Origin of the sequence: Streptomyces sp. NPDC020884 (assembly GCF_044333935.1) — a bacterium.
Classification (GTDB): domain Bacteria; phylum Actinomycetota; class Actinomycetes; order Streptomycetales; family Streptomycetaceae; genus Streptomyces.
In genome coordinates, this window is the sequence record NZ_JBIRRY010000004.1 from 1 (window position 1) to 17,266 (window position 17,266).

A 17,266-nucleotide genomic window follows, 5' to 3' on the forward strand; every position below is an offset into this window, starting at 1 on the left:
GATCTCCCCCACCGCTTCCACCTGGACCAACACCCCGCAATCATCCACGACAGCACTGCGTTCCCAAACACTCCCGCCAGGACAAAACGCTCTTTGAGTATGGAAGACGTCGACTACGCACGCGGAGTTCTCCACGTCCGACGTCAGGTGCAAATAGTCAATGGCCACAAGTATTTTACCCTTCCAAAGGGTGTCAAGACGCGTGTTGCGGACATGCCTCGTTCCGTGGCCGAGGAGCTGGTGAAGCACGCTAGCGCATACCCCGGCGACGAGGTCGAGCTTCCCTGGGGCGGCCCTGAACCGGATAGGAAGCGGAAGAAGTTCGGCCTCCTACTGACAACGAAGTACGGGAACGCGATCGCCGCCAACACGTGGAACACCGAGATCTGGAAGCCTGCCCTGGCCAGGGCAGGAGTCATCCCTCCGCGTGCCAAGGGGGCGAAACCTTGGCAGTGGCAGGCGGCACCGAAGGACGGGTTCCACGTATTGAGGCACACGTACGCATCCATCGTGCTGGAGGCAGGAGAGTCGGTCGTCACCCTTGCAAGATGGTTGGGGCATTCGTCGCCGACCATCACGCTCGATCACTACGCGCACTTCATGCCGGAGGCGGGGAAGAAGGGGCGCAGGGCGATCGATAGCCTGCTGGGGGAGCGGGTTGTGGAAAGCTTTGGTCCGAACTCCCCAGATTCTCTCCAGCCCGGATCCTGAGCGCAGATTCGACTGCCCGGCGCGCGTAAACAGCGAGGTGAGAGCGCCATGTTCACCACTCGGCCCACCCTCCAGGGCACCTTGGCATGGTGTCCTCCACCCACTGGCTGGCCTCCCAGTCCGCGATGGCGATCCTGGAGGACGGCGGCAACGCCTACGACGCGGCCGTCGCCGCCGGATTCGTCCTCCATGTCGTCGAGCCGCACCTCAACGGCCCGGCCGGCGAGGTCCCGATGATCCTGGCGACCGCGCACGGCGAGGTGAGCGTCCTGTGCGGCCAGGGCCCCGCGCCCGCCGGGGCGACCGTCGCGCACTACCGCTCCCTCGGCCTCGGTCTTGTCCCCGGCACCGGGCCGCTCGCCGCCGCCGTACCCGGGGCCTTCGACGCCTGGATGCTGCTCCTGCGCGACCACGGCACCAAGGACCTGGCCGAGGTGCTGCGCTACGCGATCGGATACGCCGAGGACGGCCACGCCCCCGTCGAGCGGGTCGGCGAGACCGTGGAGACCGTGCGCGAACTCTTCGCGACCGAGTGGACCTCCTCCGCCGAGGTCTACCTCCCCGGCGGCCGCTCCCCACGCCCCGGCGAGCTGTTCCGCAACCCCGCGCTGGCCACGACCTGGCGACGTCTGATCGCCGAGGCACGGGAGACCGGGGGAGCGGACCGCACCGCCCGGATCGAGGCCGCCCGCGCGATCTGGCGCGAGGGGTTCGTCGCCGAGGCCCTCGTACGGCAGGCGGCCCGCCCCACCCGCGACACCAGCGGCGCCCGGCACACCGGCACCCTCACCGCCGCCGACCTGGCCGGCTGGTCCGCGTCCTACGAAGCCCCCGCCACGTACGACTGGAACGGCTGGACGCTGGCCAAGGCGGGCGGGTGGAGCCAGGGGCCCGCCTTCCTCCAGCAGCTCGCGCTCCTCCCGCCCGAGCTCCCGCGCCACGGCTCGGCCGACTACGTCCACCTGCTCGTCGAGGGCTGCAAGCTCGCCATGGCCGACCGTGAGGCCTGGTACGGGGACGCCGCCGACGTGCCCCTGGACGACCTGCTCTCCGAGCCGTACAACACCGACCGCCGGACGCTGATCACCGACACCGCCGCCGCCGGACTGCGCCCCGGCAGCCCCGGCGGCCGCACCCCGGTCCTCTCCGCGCACGCCCGCGCGGTCGCCGCCGGAAAGCCCGGCGAGGCCGGACCCGGCTCCGTCCCCGCGCCCGGCGCGGGCGAGCCCACCATGGCGCGGAGCGCGCGCCCCGGCGGCGAGGAGCTCGTCGCGCCCGACGGGGCCACCCGGGGCGACACCTGTCACCTGGACGTCGTCGACCGCTGGGGCAACATGGTCTCCGCCACGCCCAGCGGCGGCTGGCTCCAGTCGAACCCGGTCGTGCCCGAGCTGGGCTTCCCGCTGGGCACCCGGCTCCAGATGGCCTGGCTGGAGGAGGGCCTCCCCAACTCCCTGACGCCGGGCCGCCGCCCCCGCACCACCCTCACGCCCTCCCTCGCCCTGCGCGACGGCGTCCCCGTGATGGCGTTCGGCACGCCCGGCGGCGACCAGCAGGACCAGTGGCAGGTGCACTTCTTCCTCGCCGTCGCCCGGCGCGCCCGGGTGCGCGGCGGGCTCGATCTCCAGGGCGCGATCGACGAGCCGAACTGGCACAACGACAGCTTCCCCGGCTCGTTCCACCCGCGCGCCATGCACCCCCGCAGCGTCACCGTCGAGAGCCGGATGGATCCCGGCGTGATCGCGGAACTGCGCCGCCGGGGCCACGACGTCACGGTCGCGGAGCCGTGGTCGGAGGGACGCCTGTGCGCCGTGGCCCGGGACCCCGAGACCGGCATCCTGTCCGCCGCCGCCAATCCGCGCGGCATGCAGGGATACGCTGTCGGCCGCTGACCAGCGCCTTCGAACGCCCGGCGGCGGCGTCGCCGGCCGACCGTGATTGGGTGGGACCCATGATCGATGACTTCCTGCACGGGACCACCGGGGACTCCGGGCCGCTCACCGAGGTCGAGGCGGCCGTGCGCGCCGCTGCCGCTGCCGAGATCATGCCCCGCCACCGGCAGCTCGCCGCCCACGACATCATCGAGAAGAACGGGCCCCACGACCTCGTCACCACGGCCGACCGGCTGGCCGAGGAGCACCTGACCGCCGCCCTCACCAAGCTGCTCCCCGGCTCGGTCGTCGTCGGCGAGGAGGCCGTCCACGCCGACCCGTCCGTGTACGACGCCCTCGGCGGCGACGCCCCCGTCTGGATCGTCGACCCGGTCGACGGCACCCGCCAGTTCGTCCGGGGCGAAGCCGGGTTCTGCACCCTCGTCGCCCTCGCCCAGCACGGCGAGATCCACGCCTCCTGGACGTACGCACCCGTCCTGGGCGAGATGGCCGTCGCCGTACGCGGCCGTGGCGCGACGCTCAACGGTGCGCCGATGCGTTCCGGCTCGCCCGCCCCCGACGCCGTACTGGACGTCGCGATGTCCCACCCCGACTACACCACCGACGCCCAGAAGCGGGCCCTGCTCGGCCTGCGCACCGAGTCCATCCGGGCGCGCCCCTGCGGTTCGGCGGGCCTGGAGTACCTCGCGGTGGCGCGCGGGGACCTGGACGCCGTCGCGTTCAACTGGGAGTACGCCTGGGACCACGCGGCCGGACTGCTCCTGGTCACCGAGGCGGGCGGCGCCCAGGCGACCCTGGCGGGGGTCCCGTTCCGGATCGCGGGCGGCAACGAGCTGCCGTTCACCGCGGCCCGCGACGAGGCCACCGCCGGGCGGATCCTGACGGCGTTGCGGGCGGGCCGCTGAGAGAAGCGGACGGGCCCGTTCACAGGGCCCCGCGTCCGCGGTGTCGGTGGCGGCGAATACCCTGGGTGTCCGACTGCCGGCCGACGAAGGAGTCCCCAGTGCCGTCGATGCTCGATGCGGTCGTGGTGGGCGCGGGGCCCAACGGACTGACCGCCGCGGTCGAACTGGCCCGCCGCGGCCTCGCGGTGGAGATCCACGAGGCCCACGACACCGTCGGCGGGGGAGCCCGCACGGAGGAGCTGACCCTGCCGGGGTTCCGGCACGACCCGTGCTCCGCCGTCCATCCGCTCGGCATCGGCTCGCCCGCGTTCCGGGCGATGCCGCTGGACCGGCACGGCCTGGAGTGGCTGCATCCCGAGGTCGACCTCGCCCACCCCTTCCCGGACGGCACCGCGGCCACGCTCACCCGCTCGGTCGGCGAGAGCGCGATGTCGCTGGGGCCCGTCGACGCGGGGGCCTACCGCCGCCTCCTGGCCCCCTTCCTCGGCCGCTGGGACACCCTGGCCGCCGACTTCCTGCGCACCCCCTGGGACGGCCTGCCCCGCGACCCCTACCGGCTGGCCCGCTTCGGCCTGCTCGGGCTCCAGCCCGCCACCTGGGTCTCCCGACGCTTCGCCGGCGAGAAGGCGCGTGGTCTCTTCGCCGGGCTCGCCGCCCATGCCATAGCTCCCACCAGCGGATTCGCCACCTCGGGCATCGCGCTCGTCTTCGCGCTCGCCGCCCACGAGAACGGCTGGCCGGTGCCGCGCGGCGGCTCCCAGGCCATCTCCGACGCCCTCGCCTCCTACCTCCGCGAACAGGGCGGCACGATCCGCACCGGCAGCGAGGTGAAGCGCCTGGACGAACTCCCGCCGGCCCGCGCCTACATCTTCGACACCTCGCCCTCGGCGCTCGCCCGCATCGCCGGACTGGGCAGCGCCTATCAGCGCTACCGCTACGGCGCCTCCGCCTTCAAGATCGACTACGCGCTGTCGGGGCCCGTCCCCTGGACCTCGGAGGAAGCGCGCCGCGCGGGCACCGTCCACATCGGCCCCACCGCCGGTGCCATCGACACGGCCCTGCGCGCCGCCGTCGAGGGCCGCGACCCCAGCGCCCCCTTCCTCATCACCGCCCAGCCCAGCCTGACCGACCCCTCCCGGGCCCCCGAAGGGCGCCACGTCTTCTGGGCCTACGGGCACGTCCCGGCCGGCTGGGAGGGCGACGCCACCGAGGTCATCGAACGCCAACTGGAGCGCTTCGCCCCCGGGTTCCGCGACCTGGTGCTGGCCCGCGCGGTCGCCGGACCGCCGCAACTGGCCGCGCGCAACGCCAATTACGTGGGCGGCGACATCGCCTGCGGGGCCTTCGCCGGCCTCCAGACGCTGATCCGCCCCAAGCTCGCCCGTGTCCCGTACGCCACCGCGCACCCCGCGGTGTTCCTCTGCTCCTCGGCGACCCCGCCGGGCCCGGGGGTGCACGGCATGTCCGGCCACCACGCCGCCAAGGCGGTATGGCGGCGGCTGCGGGCCGCCTCCTGACGGGGCCGCCCGGCCGCCGGCGCGGAAGGGGCCCCGCGGGTCCGCCCGACGGGTCGCCCCGACCGGACGGCGGAGGCCTCCGGCGCGCGGCATGATGTCCGCATGAGCACCTCTGTCTCCCCCGCCGTGCGTCTGGTCCGCGGCGACATCACCGATCAGTCCGTCGATGTCATCGTCAACGCGGCGAACTCCTCGCTGCTCGGCGGCGGCGGAGTGGACGGCGCCATCCACCGGCGCGGCGGACCCGACATCCTCGCCGCCTGCCGTGAACTGCGCGCCTCGCACCACGGAAAGGGGCTGCCCACCGGGCAGGCCGTCGCCACCACCGCCGGCCGCCTCGACGCCCGCTGGGTCGTGCACACCGTCGGCCCGGTCTTCTCCGGGGCCCAGGACCGCTCCGCCCTGCTCGCCTCCTGTTACCGCGAATCCCTGCGCCTGGCAGCCGAGTTGGGCGCGAGGTCCATCGCGTTCCCGGCGATCTCCACCGGCATCTACGGCTGGCCGATGGACGACGGCGCGCGGATCGCCGTGCGCACGGTCCTGGCGGAGACGGTGGAGCCGGTCGAGGAGGTGCGCTTCGTGCTCTTCGGCGCGCACGCGTACGTCGAGTTCGAGGAAGTCCTCGCGATGCGCGGCTGAGACCGCGTCCCGCCCGTCGGCCCCGGGGGTCGTACGGCTGTCGGAATTCCGCGTGACCTCCCTGTCGGATTTCCGCCAGCCAAGCCCCTGACCGGTGACCCATCCTGGAACCATGCACACCGACACCGAGCGCTGCGTGCGGGCCGTCCAGTCCAAGGACGCCCGCTTCGACGGCTGGTTCTTCACCGCGGTCCTCACCACCCGGATCTACTGCCGCCCCAGCTGCCCCGTCGTGCCGCCCAAGGTCCGCAACATGACCTTCTACCCGAGCGCCGCCGCCTGCCAGCAGGCGGGATTCCGGGCCTGCAAGCGATGCCGCCCCGACACCAGCCCCGGGTCCCCCGAGTGGAACGCCCGCGCCGACTCGGTCGCCCGCGCCATGCGCCTGATCCGGGACGGCGTCGTCGACCGCGAGGGCGTGCCGGGGCTCGCCTCCCGGCTCGGCTACTCCGCGCGGCAGATCGAGCGCCAGCTGCTGGCCGAGCTGGGCGCGGGCCCGCTGGCCCTGGCCCGCGCCCAGCGGGCGCAGACCGCCCGCCTCCTCATCGAGACGACCGCGCTGCCCATGGCACAGGTGGCGTTCGCCGCGGGCTTCTCCTCGATCCGCACCTTCAACGAGACGGTCCGCGAGGTCTTCGGCCTGGCCCCCGGCGAACTGCGCACCCGGGCCGCCCGGGGCCCGCGGGCCGCCGCCGTACCGGGCGTCATCGCGCTCCGCCTCCCCTACCGGGCCCCGCTCAACCCCAGCAACCTCTTCGGCCACCTCGCCGCGACCGCCGTCCCCGGCGTCGAGGAGTGGCGGGACGGCGCCTACCGGCGCACCCTGACCCTCCCGTACGGGCACGGCGTCGTCGCCCTCAGCCCGCAGCCCGACCACATCGCCTGCCGGCTCTCCCTCACCGACCCCCGAGACCTCACCCGGGCCATCAGCCGCTGCCGCTGGCTCCTCGACCTGGACGCGGACCCGGTCGCCGTCGACGCGCAGCTGCGCACCGACCCGCTGCTCGCCCCGCTGGTCGACGCGGGGCCGGGCCGCCGGGTTCCCCGGACGGTGGACGGCGCGGAGTTCGCCGTGCGCGCGGTGCTCGGCCAGCAGGTCTCCACCGCCGCCGCCCGCACCCACGCGGCCCGGCTGGTCACCGCCCACGGCGTCCCGGTCGACGACCCGGAGGGCGGGCTGACCCACCTCTTCCCGACCGCGAAGGCGCTGGCGGGCCTCGATCCGGCGGCCCTCGCGCTGCCGCGCACCCGCCGCACCACCCTCACCACGCTCGTCGCCGCCCTGGCGGAGGACCGGCTGCGGCTGGACACCGACACCGACTGGGAGCAGGCCCGCACCGAGCTGGCCGCGCTGCCCGGCTTCGGCCCCTGGACGGTCGAGGCCATCGCGATGCGGGCCCTCGGCGACCCCGACTCCTTCCTCCCCACCGACCTGGGCATCCGCCGGGCGGCCGAGCGGCTCGGCCTCCCGGCCACCCCCGCCGCCCTCACCGCACGGGCCGCCGACTGGCGTCCGTGGCGGGCGTACGCCGTGCAGTACCTCTGGACGGTGGACGACCACCCCATCAACCACCTGCCCGCCTGACGGAGACAAGGACACCGCTCCCATGACCACGACCCCCGCCTCACCGGTGACCAAGCAGCACACGGTCATCGACAGCCCCTACGGTCCGCTGACGCTCGTCGCCACCGACGGCGTCCTGTCCGCCCTCTACATGACCGACCAGCGCCACCGCCCGCCCGAGGAGACCTTCGGCGTCCCCGACCCGGAGCCGTTCGGCGAGGTGATCGGGCAGCTCGCGGAGTACTTCGCCGGCGACCGCACCACCTTCGACCTCCCGCTGAACCTGGCGGGCACGCCGTTCCAGCGGAGCGTGTGGGCGGAGCTGCTGAAGATCCCGTACGGCGAGACCCGTACGTACGGGGAACTGGCCGGGGAACTGGGCAAGCCGGGCGCCTCGCGGGCGGTGGGCCTCGCCAACGGGAAGAACCCGGTCGGGATCATCGTGCCGTGCCACCGGGTGATCGGAGCCTCCGGCGGCCTCACCGGATACGGCGGCGGCCTGGACCGCAAGCAGCGGCTGCTCGCGTTCGAGAGCGGCACGCAGGACGCGGCGCCTGCGCTGTTCTGAGAGAGCGGGACGGGCTGTACCGAAGCCGGTCACGCCCGTCCCCACGCCCCTCCCCACGCCCGTCCCCACGCTCGTCAGCCGGTGAAGATCTCCACGGCCGTCCAGACGGCCAGGCCCAGCATGCAGATCCCGCCGACGCGCTGCACGGTCTTCAGCGGGACGCGCTTGGCGATGAACTTGCCCGCCAGCAGCGCGAGGGCCGAGACGGACATCAGGGCGGCGGCCGCGCCGATCGCGGTGGACCAGGCGCCGTTGCTCGCCGCGAGGTTGGCGGTGGTGATCTGGGTCAGGTCGCCCCACTCGCTGATGAACACCGCCATGAACGCGGTCGAGTAGACCGGCCAGAACCCGGTGACCGTCTTCACCTCGGCGTCCTCGTCGTCGTCCGCACCGCTGCCGCGCAGCAGCATGAACGCGCCGAACGCGAAGAGCGAGGCCGAGACGAGCTTGACGATCCAGTCGGGCAGCAGTCCGATGAGGCCGCCCGCGCCGACGGCGATGGCGACGTGCACGACGAACGCGGACGAGGTGCCGAACCAGACGAACAGCGGACGCATCCGCGTGCCCATGGCCAGTGAGGCGAACATCGTCTTGTCGGGGAGCTCCGCGAGGAAGATCAGGCCGAACGCGGTGATGATCGCCAGGGGGTCGAGATCCATTCCGGCGGCTTTCTGTGCGAGCCGGGCCCCGGGTCTTCGCGAGGCGCCGCTCGGGCTTTTCGGAGGACCACTCGGCCCGGCATGACGGCAACGCCCACAAGGCGTGGACGTGTCATGCAGGACCGAAGGTCTCGCCCGCCCGTGGCCGTCCTTCGCAGGACCCACGAGCCCGGCCACCGGGAACCCGGGGGTTCCAGTGTGTCGACGACCGGTTTGCGGGGCTACTCCCCTTCGCAGCCGTCAACATTACCTCATCCGGCCAGGTGAGGGCGGCTGTGTGGGCGCCGGGAGCGCCTCGGTAGAGTCGTGATGATCACCCGGACCGACGGTGGTCCCCACTCCACCCCACCGCGACGGAGAGTTCCCCCATGAGCCGCCGCTCCCGCAAGGACGTGCCCGCCCAGGGCGTTCCCCGGCCCACCGTCAGCGTCTGCCGGGGCTGCTGCTGCGGCACCGAGAAGATTCCGGGCGTCGACCACGCGGCCCAGCTGGCCCGGCTGCGCTCCGGACTGGAGGGGACCGCCACCGTCCGGGCGGTCGAGTGCCTGGACGCCTGTGAGCAGGGCAACGTGATCGTCGTGCAGCCCTCCGCCGAAGGCCGCCGGGCCGGCGGCCGGCCGGTCTGGCTGGGCCTGGTCAACGACGAGCACGCCGAGCAGGACATCGTGACCTGGGCGACGGAGGGCGGCCCGGGGCTCGCGGACGCCCCGGACATCCTCGACCTGTACGTCTTCCAGCCCTCGCGCCGGGTCCGGGCGGGCCTGGACGGCTGAGGGCCCTCCAGCGGCGGGTCCGGCGGAGGGCGTGCGCCGCCCTCCCGTCACAACCCCTGCGTCAGCCGGTGCAGCCGCAGCGCCAGCTGGATCTCCAGCGTGCGGGCCGGCGTGTTCCAGTCCTCGCCGAGCAGCCGGCCGATGCGCTCCAGCCGCTGCACCACCGTGTTCACATGGACGTGCAGCAGGGCCTTGGTCCGGGTGAGGCTCGCCCCCTGGGCGAAATAGGCGTCCAGGGTGGTGACGAGGTCGGTGCCCCGCCGGCTGTCGTAGTCGAGTACGGGCCCCAGCGTGCGCCGCACATAGCCTCCCAGGTCCGCCTGGTCGCCCAGGAGCACGCCGATGAACCCGAGGTCCGCGACGGCCCCGCCGCTTCCGGTGTGGCCGAGGGCGCGCAGCGCGGAGAGGCAGCGGTCGGCCTCGCTGTGCGCGTGGGGCAGGTCGGCCGGACCCGTGGCGGGACCCGCCGCGCCGACCGTGACGGGGCAGCCCACCGCCTGGCCCAGTTCGGCGGCGAGTGCCTGGGCGGCAGGTCCGGGTGCCTCGGACGGCGTCACCAGGACGACATGGTCGTGGTGCAGCCCGGCCAGACCGTTGCGGGCCTGGGCGCTCCGGGCGGTCGCGGCCAGCAGACGGTGGCGGGGGGCCACCTCGCTGTGCGCGACGAACACACTGTGCCGACGGCTCAGATTGACGCCCAGCCGGCGGGCGCGGGCCGTCAGCGTGCCCGGGTCGCCGGTGCGCGAGAGCAGGTCGCCCAGCAGCTCGCCCCGTACCCGGTCCTCCGTCTCGGCGACCGAGCGGCGCAGCAGCATCAGCAGCGCGGTGACGACGCTGGCGCGTTCGAACAGGAGCCGGTCGGCGTCCGCGAGCCCCGCCCGGCCGGTCAGCGCGATGGAGCCGAGGAGTTCGGGGCCGGCCAGGACGGCGCAGACCCAGGTGCCGCCCAGGGGGACGGCCCGGCCCCTGGCGCGGGAGGCGGACACCGCCGGGATCGGCGGCGGCAGCGGCTCCGTGCGGGCACGGGCCAGCTCGGCGCCGTCCGCGTCGTGGATGAGGATCCCGCCGTCCAGGATGTCGGCGAGGGCCGCCGCCACGTCGTCCGCGCCGCCGCCCTGCAGCACGAGGTCGGTGAGCTGGTCGTGGGCCCCCTCCGCGCGGCGCATCGCCTCGCTGTGCGTGCGGATGGTCTCCGAAGCGGCGTTGAGGTCGACGAGTGCGGCCCGGGTCTCCTCCAGCAGCCGCGCCCCGTCGATGGCGATGGCGGCGTGGTCGGCCAGTGACGACAGCAGCGCCACCTCGCCGGCGGTGAACTCGCGGGGGGCCCGGTCGGCGGCGTACAGGACCCCGATGATGTGAGTGCCCAGGCGCAGGGGCACGCCGAGGATCGCCCGCAGGCCCTCGTCCAGGACCGCTCCGTCGATGGTGGTCGTGTGGTGGAACCGGGTGTCGGCCTGGTAGTCCCCGGTCGCGTACGGGCGGGCGGTCTGGGCCACCAGCCCGCCCAGACCCTCGCCCATGCCGAGCCGCACCCGCTGGAAGGCCTCGGCCACCGACCCGTCGGTGACCCGCATGTAGGTGTCGCCCGCGGCGTCGTCGTTGAGGGAGAGGTAGGTGACGTCGGTACCGAGCAGCAGCTTCGCCCGGTGGACGATGGCCCGCAGGACGGCGTCCAGGTCACGCAGGGCCGCCAGGTCGCTGGCCGTGTCGAACAGGGCGGTGAGCTGCGCCTCGCGCACCCGGTGCTGGCTGAGCGTGCGCCGGATGCGCAGGGCCACGGCGGCGGCCTCCGCGATCTCGGCCAGTTCGGCCGGGGAGGCCCCCGCCTGCCGGGCGGCGGCGGCCGGCCGGTCGAACTCCTCGGCCGCCGCGCCCTGCGCCAGCAGGTCGAGGAGCCGGCGCAGGGCTGCCGCGGAGTGCTGGGGGCCGGGGGCTGTCACGCCGGTGAGCATACGGTGATCGCCTCCCGGGAGGATCCGTGCGGGCAGCGGGGGGTGGGTGTCTCCCGCGCGCCGTGCGAAGCGGTGCGGCGCGCGGGAGGGGCCTCGGTCAGCGGCCGAGGGGGACCGAGTCCTTGCGGGTGGCGGTCGGCGCGGCCGGGACCGAATGCTCCAGGCCGTCCTTGGCCAGGTCGCGGCCGCGGGTCTCCTTCGCCACCCAGACCGTCACCGCGGTGACCAGGGAGGCGAAGCAGAGGTAGAGCGAGATCGGGACGGACGAGCGGTAGTCCTTGAGCAGCTCGACCGCGATGAGCGGGGCGAGCGCGCCGCCGATGATCGAGGCCAGCTGCGAGCCCATCGAGGCGCCGGAGTAGCGGACCTTCGTGTCGAACATCTCGGAGATGAAGGCCGCCTGCGGCCCGTACATCGCCCCGTGCAGCAGCAGGCCGAGGGTGACCGAGAGGACGATCAGCGGGAAGGACCTGGTGTCCAGGAGCGCGAAGAAGCCGAAGGCCCAGACGGCCATGCCGAGGGCCCCGATCAGGGTGACGGGCCGGCGGCCGATCCGGTCCGAGAGGGCGCCCCACAGCGGGATGGTGACGAAGTGGACCGCCGAGCCGATCAGTACGGCGTTCAGCGCGTCGCTCTTGGACATCTCCAGGTGCACGGTCACGTAGACCAGGAGGAACGCGGTGAGGATGTAGTACGAGATGTTCTCGCCGAACCGGGTGCCGATGGCGAGGAGCACCTCGCGCCAGCTCTTGCGGAACACCGCGACGACCGGGGCCGGCTCCTTGACGCCCGCGGCGGCCTGCTCCTGCGCCTTCCGCTGCGCCTCCAGGAAGACCGGGGACTCCTCGACGGAGATCCGGATCCACAGGCCGATCATGACGAGGACGCCGGAGAGCAGGAACGGGATGCGCCAGCCCCAGGCGAGGAAGGTCTCGTCGGACTGGACGGTGGCGAGCAGCGCCAGGACGCCGGTCGCGAGCAGGTTGCCGCCGGGGGCCCCGGCCTGCGGCCAGGACGCCCAGAAGCCGCGCCGCTTGTCGCCGCCGTGTTCGGAGACGAGGAGGACGGCGCCGCCCCATTCGCCGCCGAGCGCGAAGCCCTGGACCAGGCGCAGGACCGTCAGCAGGACCGGCGCCCATACCCCGATGCTCGCGTGGGTCGGCAGCAGCCCCATGGCGAAGGTCGCGCCGCCCATCATCAGCAGGCTGATCACGAGGAGCTTCTTGCGGCCGATCTTGTCGCCGTAGTGGCCGAAGACCACACCGCCGAGCGGACGGGCGGCGAAGCCGACCGCGTACGTCAGGAAGGCCAGCAGGGTGCCGACGAGCGGGTCGCTGCTCGGGAAGAAGAGCGTGTTGAAGACGAGCGCGGCGGCCGAGCCGTAGAGGAAGAAGTCGTACCACTCGATGGTGGTGCCGACGAGGCTGGCCGCGACGATCCGGCCGATCTTGCCCCCGGGGGCGGGTTGCGGGGAGGCGGACGGTCCCGAGGGGGGCTGAGCGGAGCTGGGGGAACCCATGATGAGTCACCGCGTTTCGTTGGCAGGCTGTCAGGGACGGGGGTGCGGGAGCGGGTGGAGCGGGTCGTGCGGGTCGTGCGCCCGGCTCCGGTGGGGACCGGAGGCGGGTGTGGGGTCAGTGCGCGCCCCAGCCCCCGTCGACGGGGAGCGAGGCGCCGGTGATGTACGAGGTGTGGGGGCCGCAGAGCCAGAGGCAGACCGCGGCGACCTCCTCGGGCTCGATCAGCCGCTTGATCGCGGAACGGTCCAGGAGGATGTCCGTGACGACCTCCTCCCGGGGGATCCCGTGCGCGGCGGCCTGGCCCGCGATCTGGCCCTCCACCAGGGGCGTGCGTACGTAACCGGGGTTGACGCAGTTGCTGGTCACCCCGTGCGGGGCGCCCTCCAGCGCGGCCACCTTGCTCAGCCCCTCCAGGCCGTGCTTGGCCGCGACGTAGGCCGACTTGAAGGCGCTGGCCCGCAGCCCGTGCATGCTGGAGACGTTGACGATCCGGCCCCACCCCCCGGCGTACATGTGCGGAAGGCAGTGCCGCATCAGCAGGAACGGGGCGCTCACCATCACCTTCTGGATCAGCTCGAAGCGGGCCGGCGGAAAGTCCTCGATGGCGGCCACGTGCTGCAGCCCGGCGTTGTTGACCAGGACGTCCACAGCGGTCGGCAGCGTCCCGATCGCCTCGGGGTCGGCCAGGTCCACGACGTGGGCCACGCCGCCGATCGCGGCGGCGACGGACTTGGCGCTCCCGGCCTCGCGGTCGACCACGTGCACCAGGGCGCCGGCCCCGGCGAGCGCCTCGGCGGTGGCCCGCCCGATGCCGCTGCCGCCGCCGGTGACGAGGGCGGTACGCCCCCTGAGGTCCACGGCCCCGGCATCCGGCGTCGGGGAACCGGACGCTGCGTGAAATTGGCTCGTCATGGCCGGAAACGCTAGAGACACTCCGCCGGGCATCCCATGGCGTGGATCTCCACAGTGAGGGGGAGGGGAGTGGGTGACTCCGCCACTCGGCGAACCGTGTGTGACGCCCGGGGCACCAGGGGCCACGAGGCGCCCTCCGCGGCAGAACGGGGCCCTCCGCCGTGGAGGGCCCCGTTCTGCCGCGGGGGTGCGGGGGGTGGCGGCGGCTACCCGTCCAGCGGGCAGCGGGCGAGCAGCTCGGCGGGACCGGCCCCTTCGGGCAGCTTCAGGGTCCGGCTCGACGGGGGCCGCCGGCCGTCCTGAAGCCAGCGTTCCAGCGCCGCGGCCGCCGAACGGTGGCAGGGCACGAGCGGGCGCAGCCGGTCGGGGAAGACGTCGACGAGCGAGTCCACATGCGTGCCGCCCTCGACGCGGTAGTAGCGGTGGAGCGCGCCGCGGCCCTGCCGCCGCACCATCGCCGCGTACGCGTCCGAGGTCCCGGATATCGGGAGCAGGACGTCCAGGGTGCCGTGGAAGCTGATCAGCGGCTTCCCGATGCGGCCGGTCAGCGCGATCTTCGCGACGGCGTCCCTGACTCCGGGCGGCCGCTCCGCGTAGACGTAGTCGGCGTCGCAGGCCGGGGTCCCCGGTGCGCAGAAGGGCGTGCCGGCCTCGGTCGCGCCGTCGAAGTCCGGGTCCAGCTCCTCCCGGTAGATCCGCTGGGTCAGGTCCCAGTAGTACTGGTGGTGATACGGCCAGAGGAACTCCGAACCGGCCGGGTAACCGGCGGCCGTCATGGTCCGGTGGGCGTTCTCGGCGTCCGCGCCCCCGGCCGCGTAGCGGGGATAGGCGCGGAGGGCGGGCGGCAGGAAGGTGAGGAGGTTGGGCCCTTCGGCGCGCCAGAGCGCGCCCTCCCAGTCCACCCCGCCGTCGTACAGCCCGGGATGGTTCTCCAGCTGCCAGCGCACCAGATAGCCGCCGTTGGACAGGCCCATCGCCAGCGTGCGGGAGGGCGGGCGGAGGTAGCGCTGCGCGACGACCAGGCGGGCCGCGCGGGTGAGTTGGGTGAACCGGGTGTTCCACTCGGCGATGGCGTCACCGGGCGCGGTGCCGTCCCGGTGGAACGCGGCCGAGGTGTTGCCCTTGTCGGTGGCGGCGAAGGCGTAGCCCCGGGCGAGCGCCCAGTCGCCGAAGGCCCGGTCGTTGGCGTACTGCTCGCGCACCCCCGGCGCACCGGCGACGACGAGGCCGCCGTTCCAGCGATCGGGGAGACGGATGACGAACTGGGAGTCGTGGTTCCAGCCGTGGTTGGTGTTGCCGGTCGAGGCGTCGGGGAAGTACCCGTCGATCTGGATGCCCGGCACGCCGCTGGGGGTGGGCAGCCCCGCCGGGGTGAGCCCCGCCCAGTCGGCCGGGTCGGTGTGCCCGGAGGCCACCGTTCCGGCCGTCGTCAACTCCCTGAGGCAGTCAGTCTGTTGGCGGGCCGCTCCGGGCACCCTGATCAGGTCGGAACGCGAGCAGTGACCGGGCCGGCCGGGGTCGGCCGGCACCGGGGCGGCGGCGGCCGGAGCGGCCGTCCAGGCCATCAGCGCGGCAGCGGCGACGGCCGCCCCGCGCAGCCACCGGCCGTGGGCCGGGCCGCGCGGAGCGTCGTGGCGGGATCCGGTGCGCCGGACGGCCGGTGGGGCGACTGGCATGGCTGTGCCTCCGTCGGGTGAGCGGGTGAGCGGGTGAGCGGGGGAATGGGGAAGCGGGGCGAGCGGGTGAGGCGGGTGGATGGGTGAGCGGGGTCAGCGGTGTCAGGGGCAGGTGCCGTCGGCGAGGACGTAGTGGCCCGGCGGCGATTCCTTGAGGGTGTGGGTCACGAAGGTGTTGTAGAGCCCCAGGCCCTGGCCGGACCCCGCCGCGTACACCTGGCCGCCGGTGGTGGTGGCCCGGCCCGCGCGTACGTGCTCGTAGTTGTTGGCCGTCCAGCAGGCCGGTGCGGCGCCGGTGGTGACCGCGGTGACCGCACCGGACCTGACGCCCTCGGCGCCGTCCGCGTCCCGCGCCGCGACCGTGTACGCGTGGGTGCTGCCGGGGGCCAGACCCGGATCGGTGTACGGCGGCCCTGCCGTGGTGGCGACCCGCGCACCGTCGCGGTACACCGCGTACTCCGCGGCCCCCTCGACCCGGTCCCAGGCCAGCGTCGCGGAGGTGTCCGTCACTCCGGTGGACCGCAGACCCGCGGGGGCCGGCAGCCCGCCCGGCTGCGGTGTCGAGCCCTCCAGCCCGAAGAAGCGGACGATCCAGTAGCTGGAGCAGATCGAGTCGATGAAGTGCTGGGTGCCGGTGGCGCCGCACTGCTCTCCGCCGCTGCCGGGATCGACCGGGGTGCCGTGAGCCACGGCGGGCACCTGGTTGACCTCGACGACGCTCGCGCCGCCGGCCGACAGATACTCGCTCCTGCGGGTGCTGTTGGGGCCGATGACGGAGGTCCGGTCCGGTGACTGGTCGAGCCCGTGCACCGCGGTCCACTGGTCCCGCAGCTCATCGGCGTTCTTGGGGACGACGGTCGCGTCGTTGTCCCCGTGCCAGAGGGCCACACGGGGCCAGGGGCCCGCGAAACCGGGGTGGGCGTCCCGGACGGCCTGCGCCCACGCCGCCGGGGTCCGGTCCACGCCGGGACTCATGCAGCCGAACGCCGACACCACGTCGACCCCGCAGCCGTGGGGGATGCCCGCGATGACCGCGCCCGCGGCGAACACGTCCGGATAGGCGGCCAGCATGACCGCGGTCATCGCCCCGCCCGCCGAGAGGCCCGTGACCTGGACGCGGCCGGTGTCCGCCCCGTAGGCGGCCGCGGCGTGGGCGACCATCTGCCGGATCGACGCCGCCTCGCCCTGACCTCGCCGGGTGTCACCCGTCTGGAACCAGTTGAAGCACTTGTTGGCGTTGTTGGCGGTGGTGGTCTCGGCGTAGACGACCAGGAATCCGTGGCGGTCGGCGAAGGTGTTCAACCCGGCGTTGTCGGAGTAGACCTGCGCGCTCTGGGTGCAGCCGTGCAGGGCGACGACCACGGGCGCGTTGTCCGGCAGCGTCGTGGGCCGGTACACGTACATGCCCAGGTTGCCGGGATTGGCCCCGAAGTCGGCGACGCGCTCCAGGGCGGCGGCCGCCCGCGCCTCGCCGGCCACCGGACCGGCCAGCGCCGCCACGGTGGCGAGGGCGACGACGGCGGCGAGCCGGCGGGCCAGACGGCTCCACCGCCCGCCGCGTCCCGCCCCCGGCGGCGGGGGCTCGGGTGGGGCCGGACGCGACGGCATGACGTAGGACATGGTGACCTCCCGTAGGGCGGCGCACGGGATCGCCCGTGATCCCGTGACCTCGGCCGCGCCGCCGCCGTCGGAAGGACGACGGCGGGGTGGCCGGGGTGCGGTCACCGTAGGAAGCGGGCGGGCGGCCGGGGAATGGCGGTGCCCGCCACAACCGGCCGGGGAGCCGGGGGCCGCCACCCGTTGTGGGGTGCGCGCGCCTGCTGCTACGGGGCAGCTGTTGCTGGGGCACAGCGGTGCTAGGGGCCTGCTGCCGCTACGGGGGCAGCTCCCGCTACGGAACGGCGCTGCTACGGGGGCAGCTCCCGCTACCGGGACAGCTCCCGCTAGGGCACTACGGGGCAGCTCCCGCGACGGGACA

Annotated in this window: 13 protein-coding genes and 1 pseudogene; 8 read left to right on the forward strand and 6 right to left on the reverse strand. The window is 73.9% G+C overall.

Annotated elements, in window-relative coordinates:
* From ACH4UK_RS14295 to ACH4UK_RS14325, 7 genes and pseudogenes are all read left to right on the forward strand, one after another.
* A partial coding sequence (locus ACH4UK_RS14295; RefSeq protein WP_398356343.1) for a tyrosine-type recombinase/integrase occupies positions 1-711 on the forward strand: 711 nt, incomplete at its 5' end.
* A gap of 48 nt (positions 712-759) precedes the next feature.
* Positions 760-2,603 (forward strand): annotated as a pseudogene (locus ACH4UK_RS14300) (gamma-glutamyltransferase family protein).
* A 59-nt stretch (positions 2,604-2,662) separates the two neighbouring features.
* On the forward strand, positions 2,663-3,508 hold the full coding sequence (locus ACH4UK_RS14305) for an inositol monophosphatase family protein (protein ID WP_398356344.1): 846 nt from the start codon (positions 2,663-2,665) through the stop codon (positions 3,506-3,508).
* Positions 3,509-3,606: 98 nt separating this feature from the next.
* Positions 3,607-5,025, forward strand: a complete 1,419-nt coding sequence (locus ACH4UK_RS14310; RefSeq protein ID WP_398356345.1) for a phytoene desaturase family protein — start codon at positions 3,607-3,609, stop codon at positions 5,023-5,025.
* A gap of 102 nt (positions 5,026-5,127) precedes the next feature.
* On the forward strand, positions 5,128-5,664 hold the full coding sequence (locus ACH4UK_RS14315) for an O-acetyl-ADP-ribose deacetylase (protein ID WP_398356346.1): 537 nt from the start codon (positions 5,128-5,130) through the stop codon (positions 5,662-5,664).
* A 112-nt stretch (positions 5,665-5,776) separates the two neighbouring features.
* Entirely contained in the window at positions 5,777-7,249 is a 1,473-nt protein-coding gene (locus tag ACH4UK_RS14320) for an AlkA N-terminal domain-containing protein (protein WP_398356347.1), read from the forward strand.
* Positions 7,250-7,271: 22 nt separating this feature from the next.
* Positions 7,272-7,796, forward strand: coding sequence for a methylated-DNA--[protein]-cysteine S-methyltransferase (locus ACH4UK_RS14325; protein ID WP_398356348.1), 525 nt, complete (start codon positions 7,272-7,274; stop codon positions 7,794-7,796).
* A gap of 74 nt (positions 7,797-7,870) precedes the next feature.
* Here ACH4UK_RS14325 and ACH4UK_RS14330 read toward each other — a convergent pair whose 3' ends face one another.
* Positions 7,871-8,455 (reverse strand): TMEM165/GDT1 family protein, encoded by a 585-nt coding sequence (locus ACH4UK_RS14330; protein ID WP_398356349.1) that lies wholly within the window; start codon positions 8,453-8,455, stop codon positions 7,871-7,873.
* A gap of 368 nt (positions 8,456-8,823) precedes the next feature.
* On the opposite strand from ACH4UK_RS14330, the gene ACH4UK_RS14335 reads away from it, so the two are divergent.
* On the forward strand, positions 8,824-9,228 hold the full coding sequence (locus tag ACH4UK_RS14335) for a (2Fe-2S) ferredoxin domain-containing protein (RefSeq protein ID WP_398356350.1): 405 nt from the start codon (positions 8,824-8,826) through the stop codon (positions 9,226-9,228).
* 47 nt (positions 9,229-9,275) lie between these two features.
* On the opposite strand, the gene ACH4UK_RS14340 is transcribed toward ACH4UK_RS14335, so the two are convergent.
* The 5 genes from ACH4UK_RS14340 to ACH4UK_RS14360 all read right to left on the reverse strand — a co-directional run bounded on the left by ACH4UK_RS14340 (position 9,276) and on the right by ACH4UK_RS14360 (position 16,908).
* Entirely contained in the window at positions 9,276-11,180 is a 1,905-nt protein-coding gene (locus ACH4UK_RS14340; RefSeq protein WP_398356351.1) for a helix-turn-helix domain-containing protein, read from the reverse strand.
* A 97-nt stretch (positions 11,181-11,277) separates the two neighbouring features.
* Positions 11,278-12,699, reverse strand: a complete 1,422-nt coding sequence (locus ACH4UK_RS14345) for an MFS transporter (RefSeq protein WP_398356352.1) — start codon at positions 12,697-12,699, stop codon at positions 11,278-11,280.
* A gap of 115 nt (positions 12,700-12,814) precedes the next feature.
* Positions 12,815-13,612 (reverse strand): 3-hydroxybutyrate dehydrogenase, encoded by a 798-nt coding sequence (locus ACH4UK_RS14350; protein WP_398356353.1) that lies wholly within the window; start codon positions 13,610-13,612, stop codon positions 12,815-12,817.
* 206 nt (positions 13,613-13,818) lie between these two features.
* Positions 13,819-15,288: a 3-hydroxybutyrate oligomer hydrolase family protein gene (locus ACH4UK_RS14355; RefSeq protein ID WP_398356354.1), complete on the reverse strand. Its 1,470-nt coding sequence runs from the start codon at positions 15,286-15,288 to the stop codon at positions 13,819-13,821.
* Between the two features lie 102 nt (positions 15,289-15,390).
* Positions 15,391-16,908, reverse strand: coding sequence for a PHB depolymerase family esterase (locus ACH4UK_RS14360; protein ID WP_398356355.1), 1,518 nt, complete (start codon positions 16,906-16,908; stop codon positions 15,391-15,393).
* Positions 16,909-17,266 lie beyond the last annotated feature (358 nt).

Bases quoted from the DNA above. Each gene is read 5' to 3' on its own strand.
- ACH4UK_RS14305 (WP_398356344.1), top strand. From the start codon at position 2,663: ATGATCGATGACTTCCTGCACGGGACCACCGGGGACTCCGGGCCGCTC.
- ACH4UK_RS14315 (WP_398356346.1), top strand. From the start codon at position 5,128: ATGAGCACCTCTGTCTCCCCCGCCGTGCGTCTGGTCCGCGGCGACATC.
- ACH4UK_RS14320 (WP_398356347.1), top strand. From the start codon at position 5,777: ATGCACACCGACACCGAGCGCTGCGTGCGGGCCGTCCAGTCCAAGGAC.
- ACH4UK_RS14325 (WP_398356348.1), top strand. From the start codon at position 7,272: ATGACCACGACCCCCGCCTCACCGGTGACCAAGCAGCACACGGTCATC.
- ACH4UK_RS14330 (WP_398356349.1), bottom strand. From the start codon at position 8,455: ATGGATCTCGACCCCCTGGCGATCATCACCGCGTTCGGCCTGATCTTC.
- ACH4UK_RS14335 (WP_398356350.1), top strand. From the start codon at position 8,824: ATGAGCCGCCGCTCCCGCAAGGACGTGCCCGCCCAGGGCGTTCCCCGG.
- ACH4UK_RS14340 (WP_398356351.1), bottom strand. From the start codon at position 11,180: ATGCTCACCGGCGTGACAGCCCCCGGCCCCCAGCACTCCGCGGCAGCC.
- ACH4UK_RS14345 (WP_398356352.1), bottom strand. From the start codon at position 12,699: ATGGGTTCCCCCAGCTCCGCTCAGCCCCCCTCGGGACCGTCCGCCTCC.
- ACH4UK_RS14350 (WP_398356353.1), bottom strand. From the start codon at position 13,612: ATGACGAGCCAATTTCACGCAGCGTCCGGTTCCCCGACGCCGGATGCC.
- ACH4UK_RS14355 (WP_398356354.1), bottom strand. From the start codon at position 15,288: ATGCCAGTCGCCCCACCGGCCGTCCGGCGCACCGGATCCCGCCACGAC.
- ACH4UK_RS14360 (WP_398356355.1), bottom strand. From the start codon at position 16,908: ATGTCCTACGTCATGCCGTCGCGTCCGGCCCCACCCGAGCCCCCGCCG.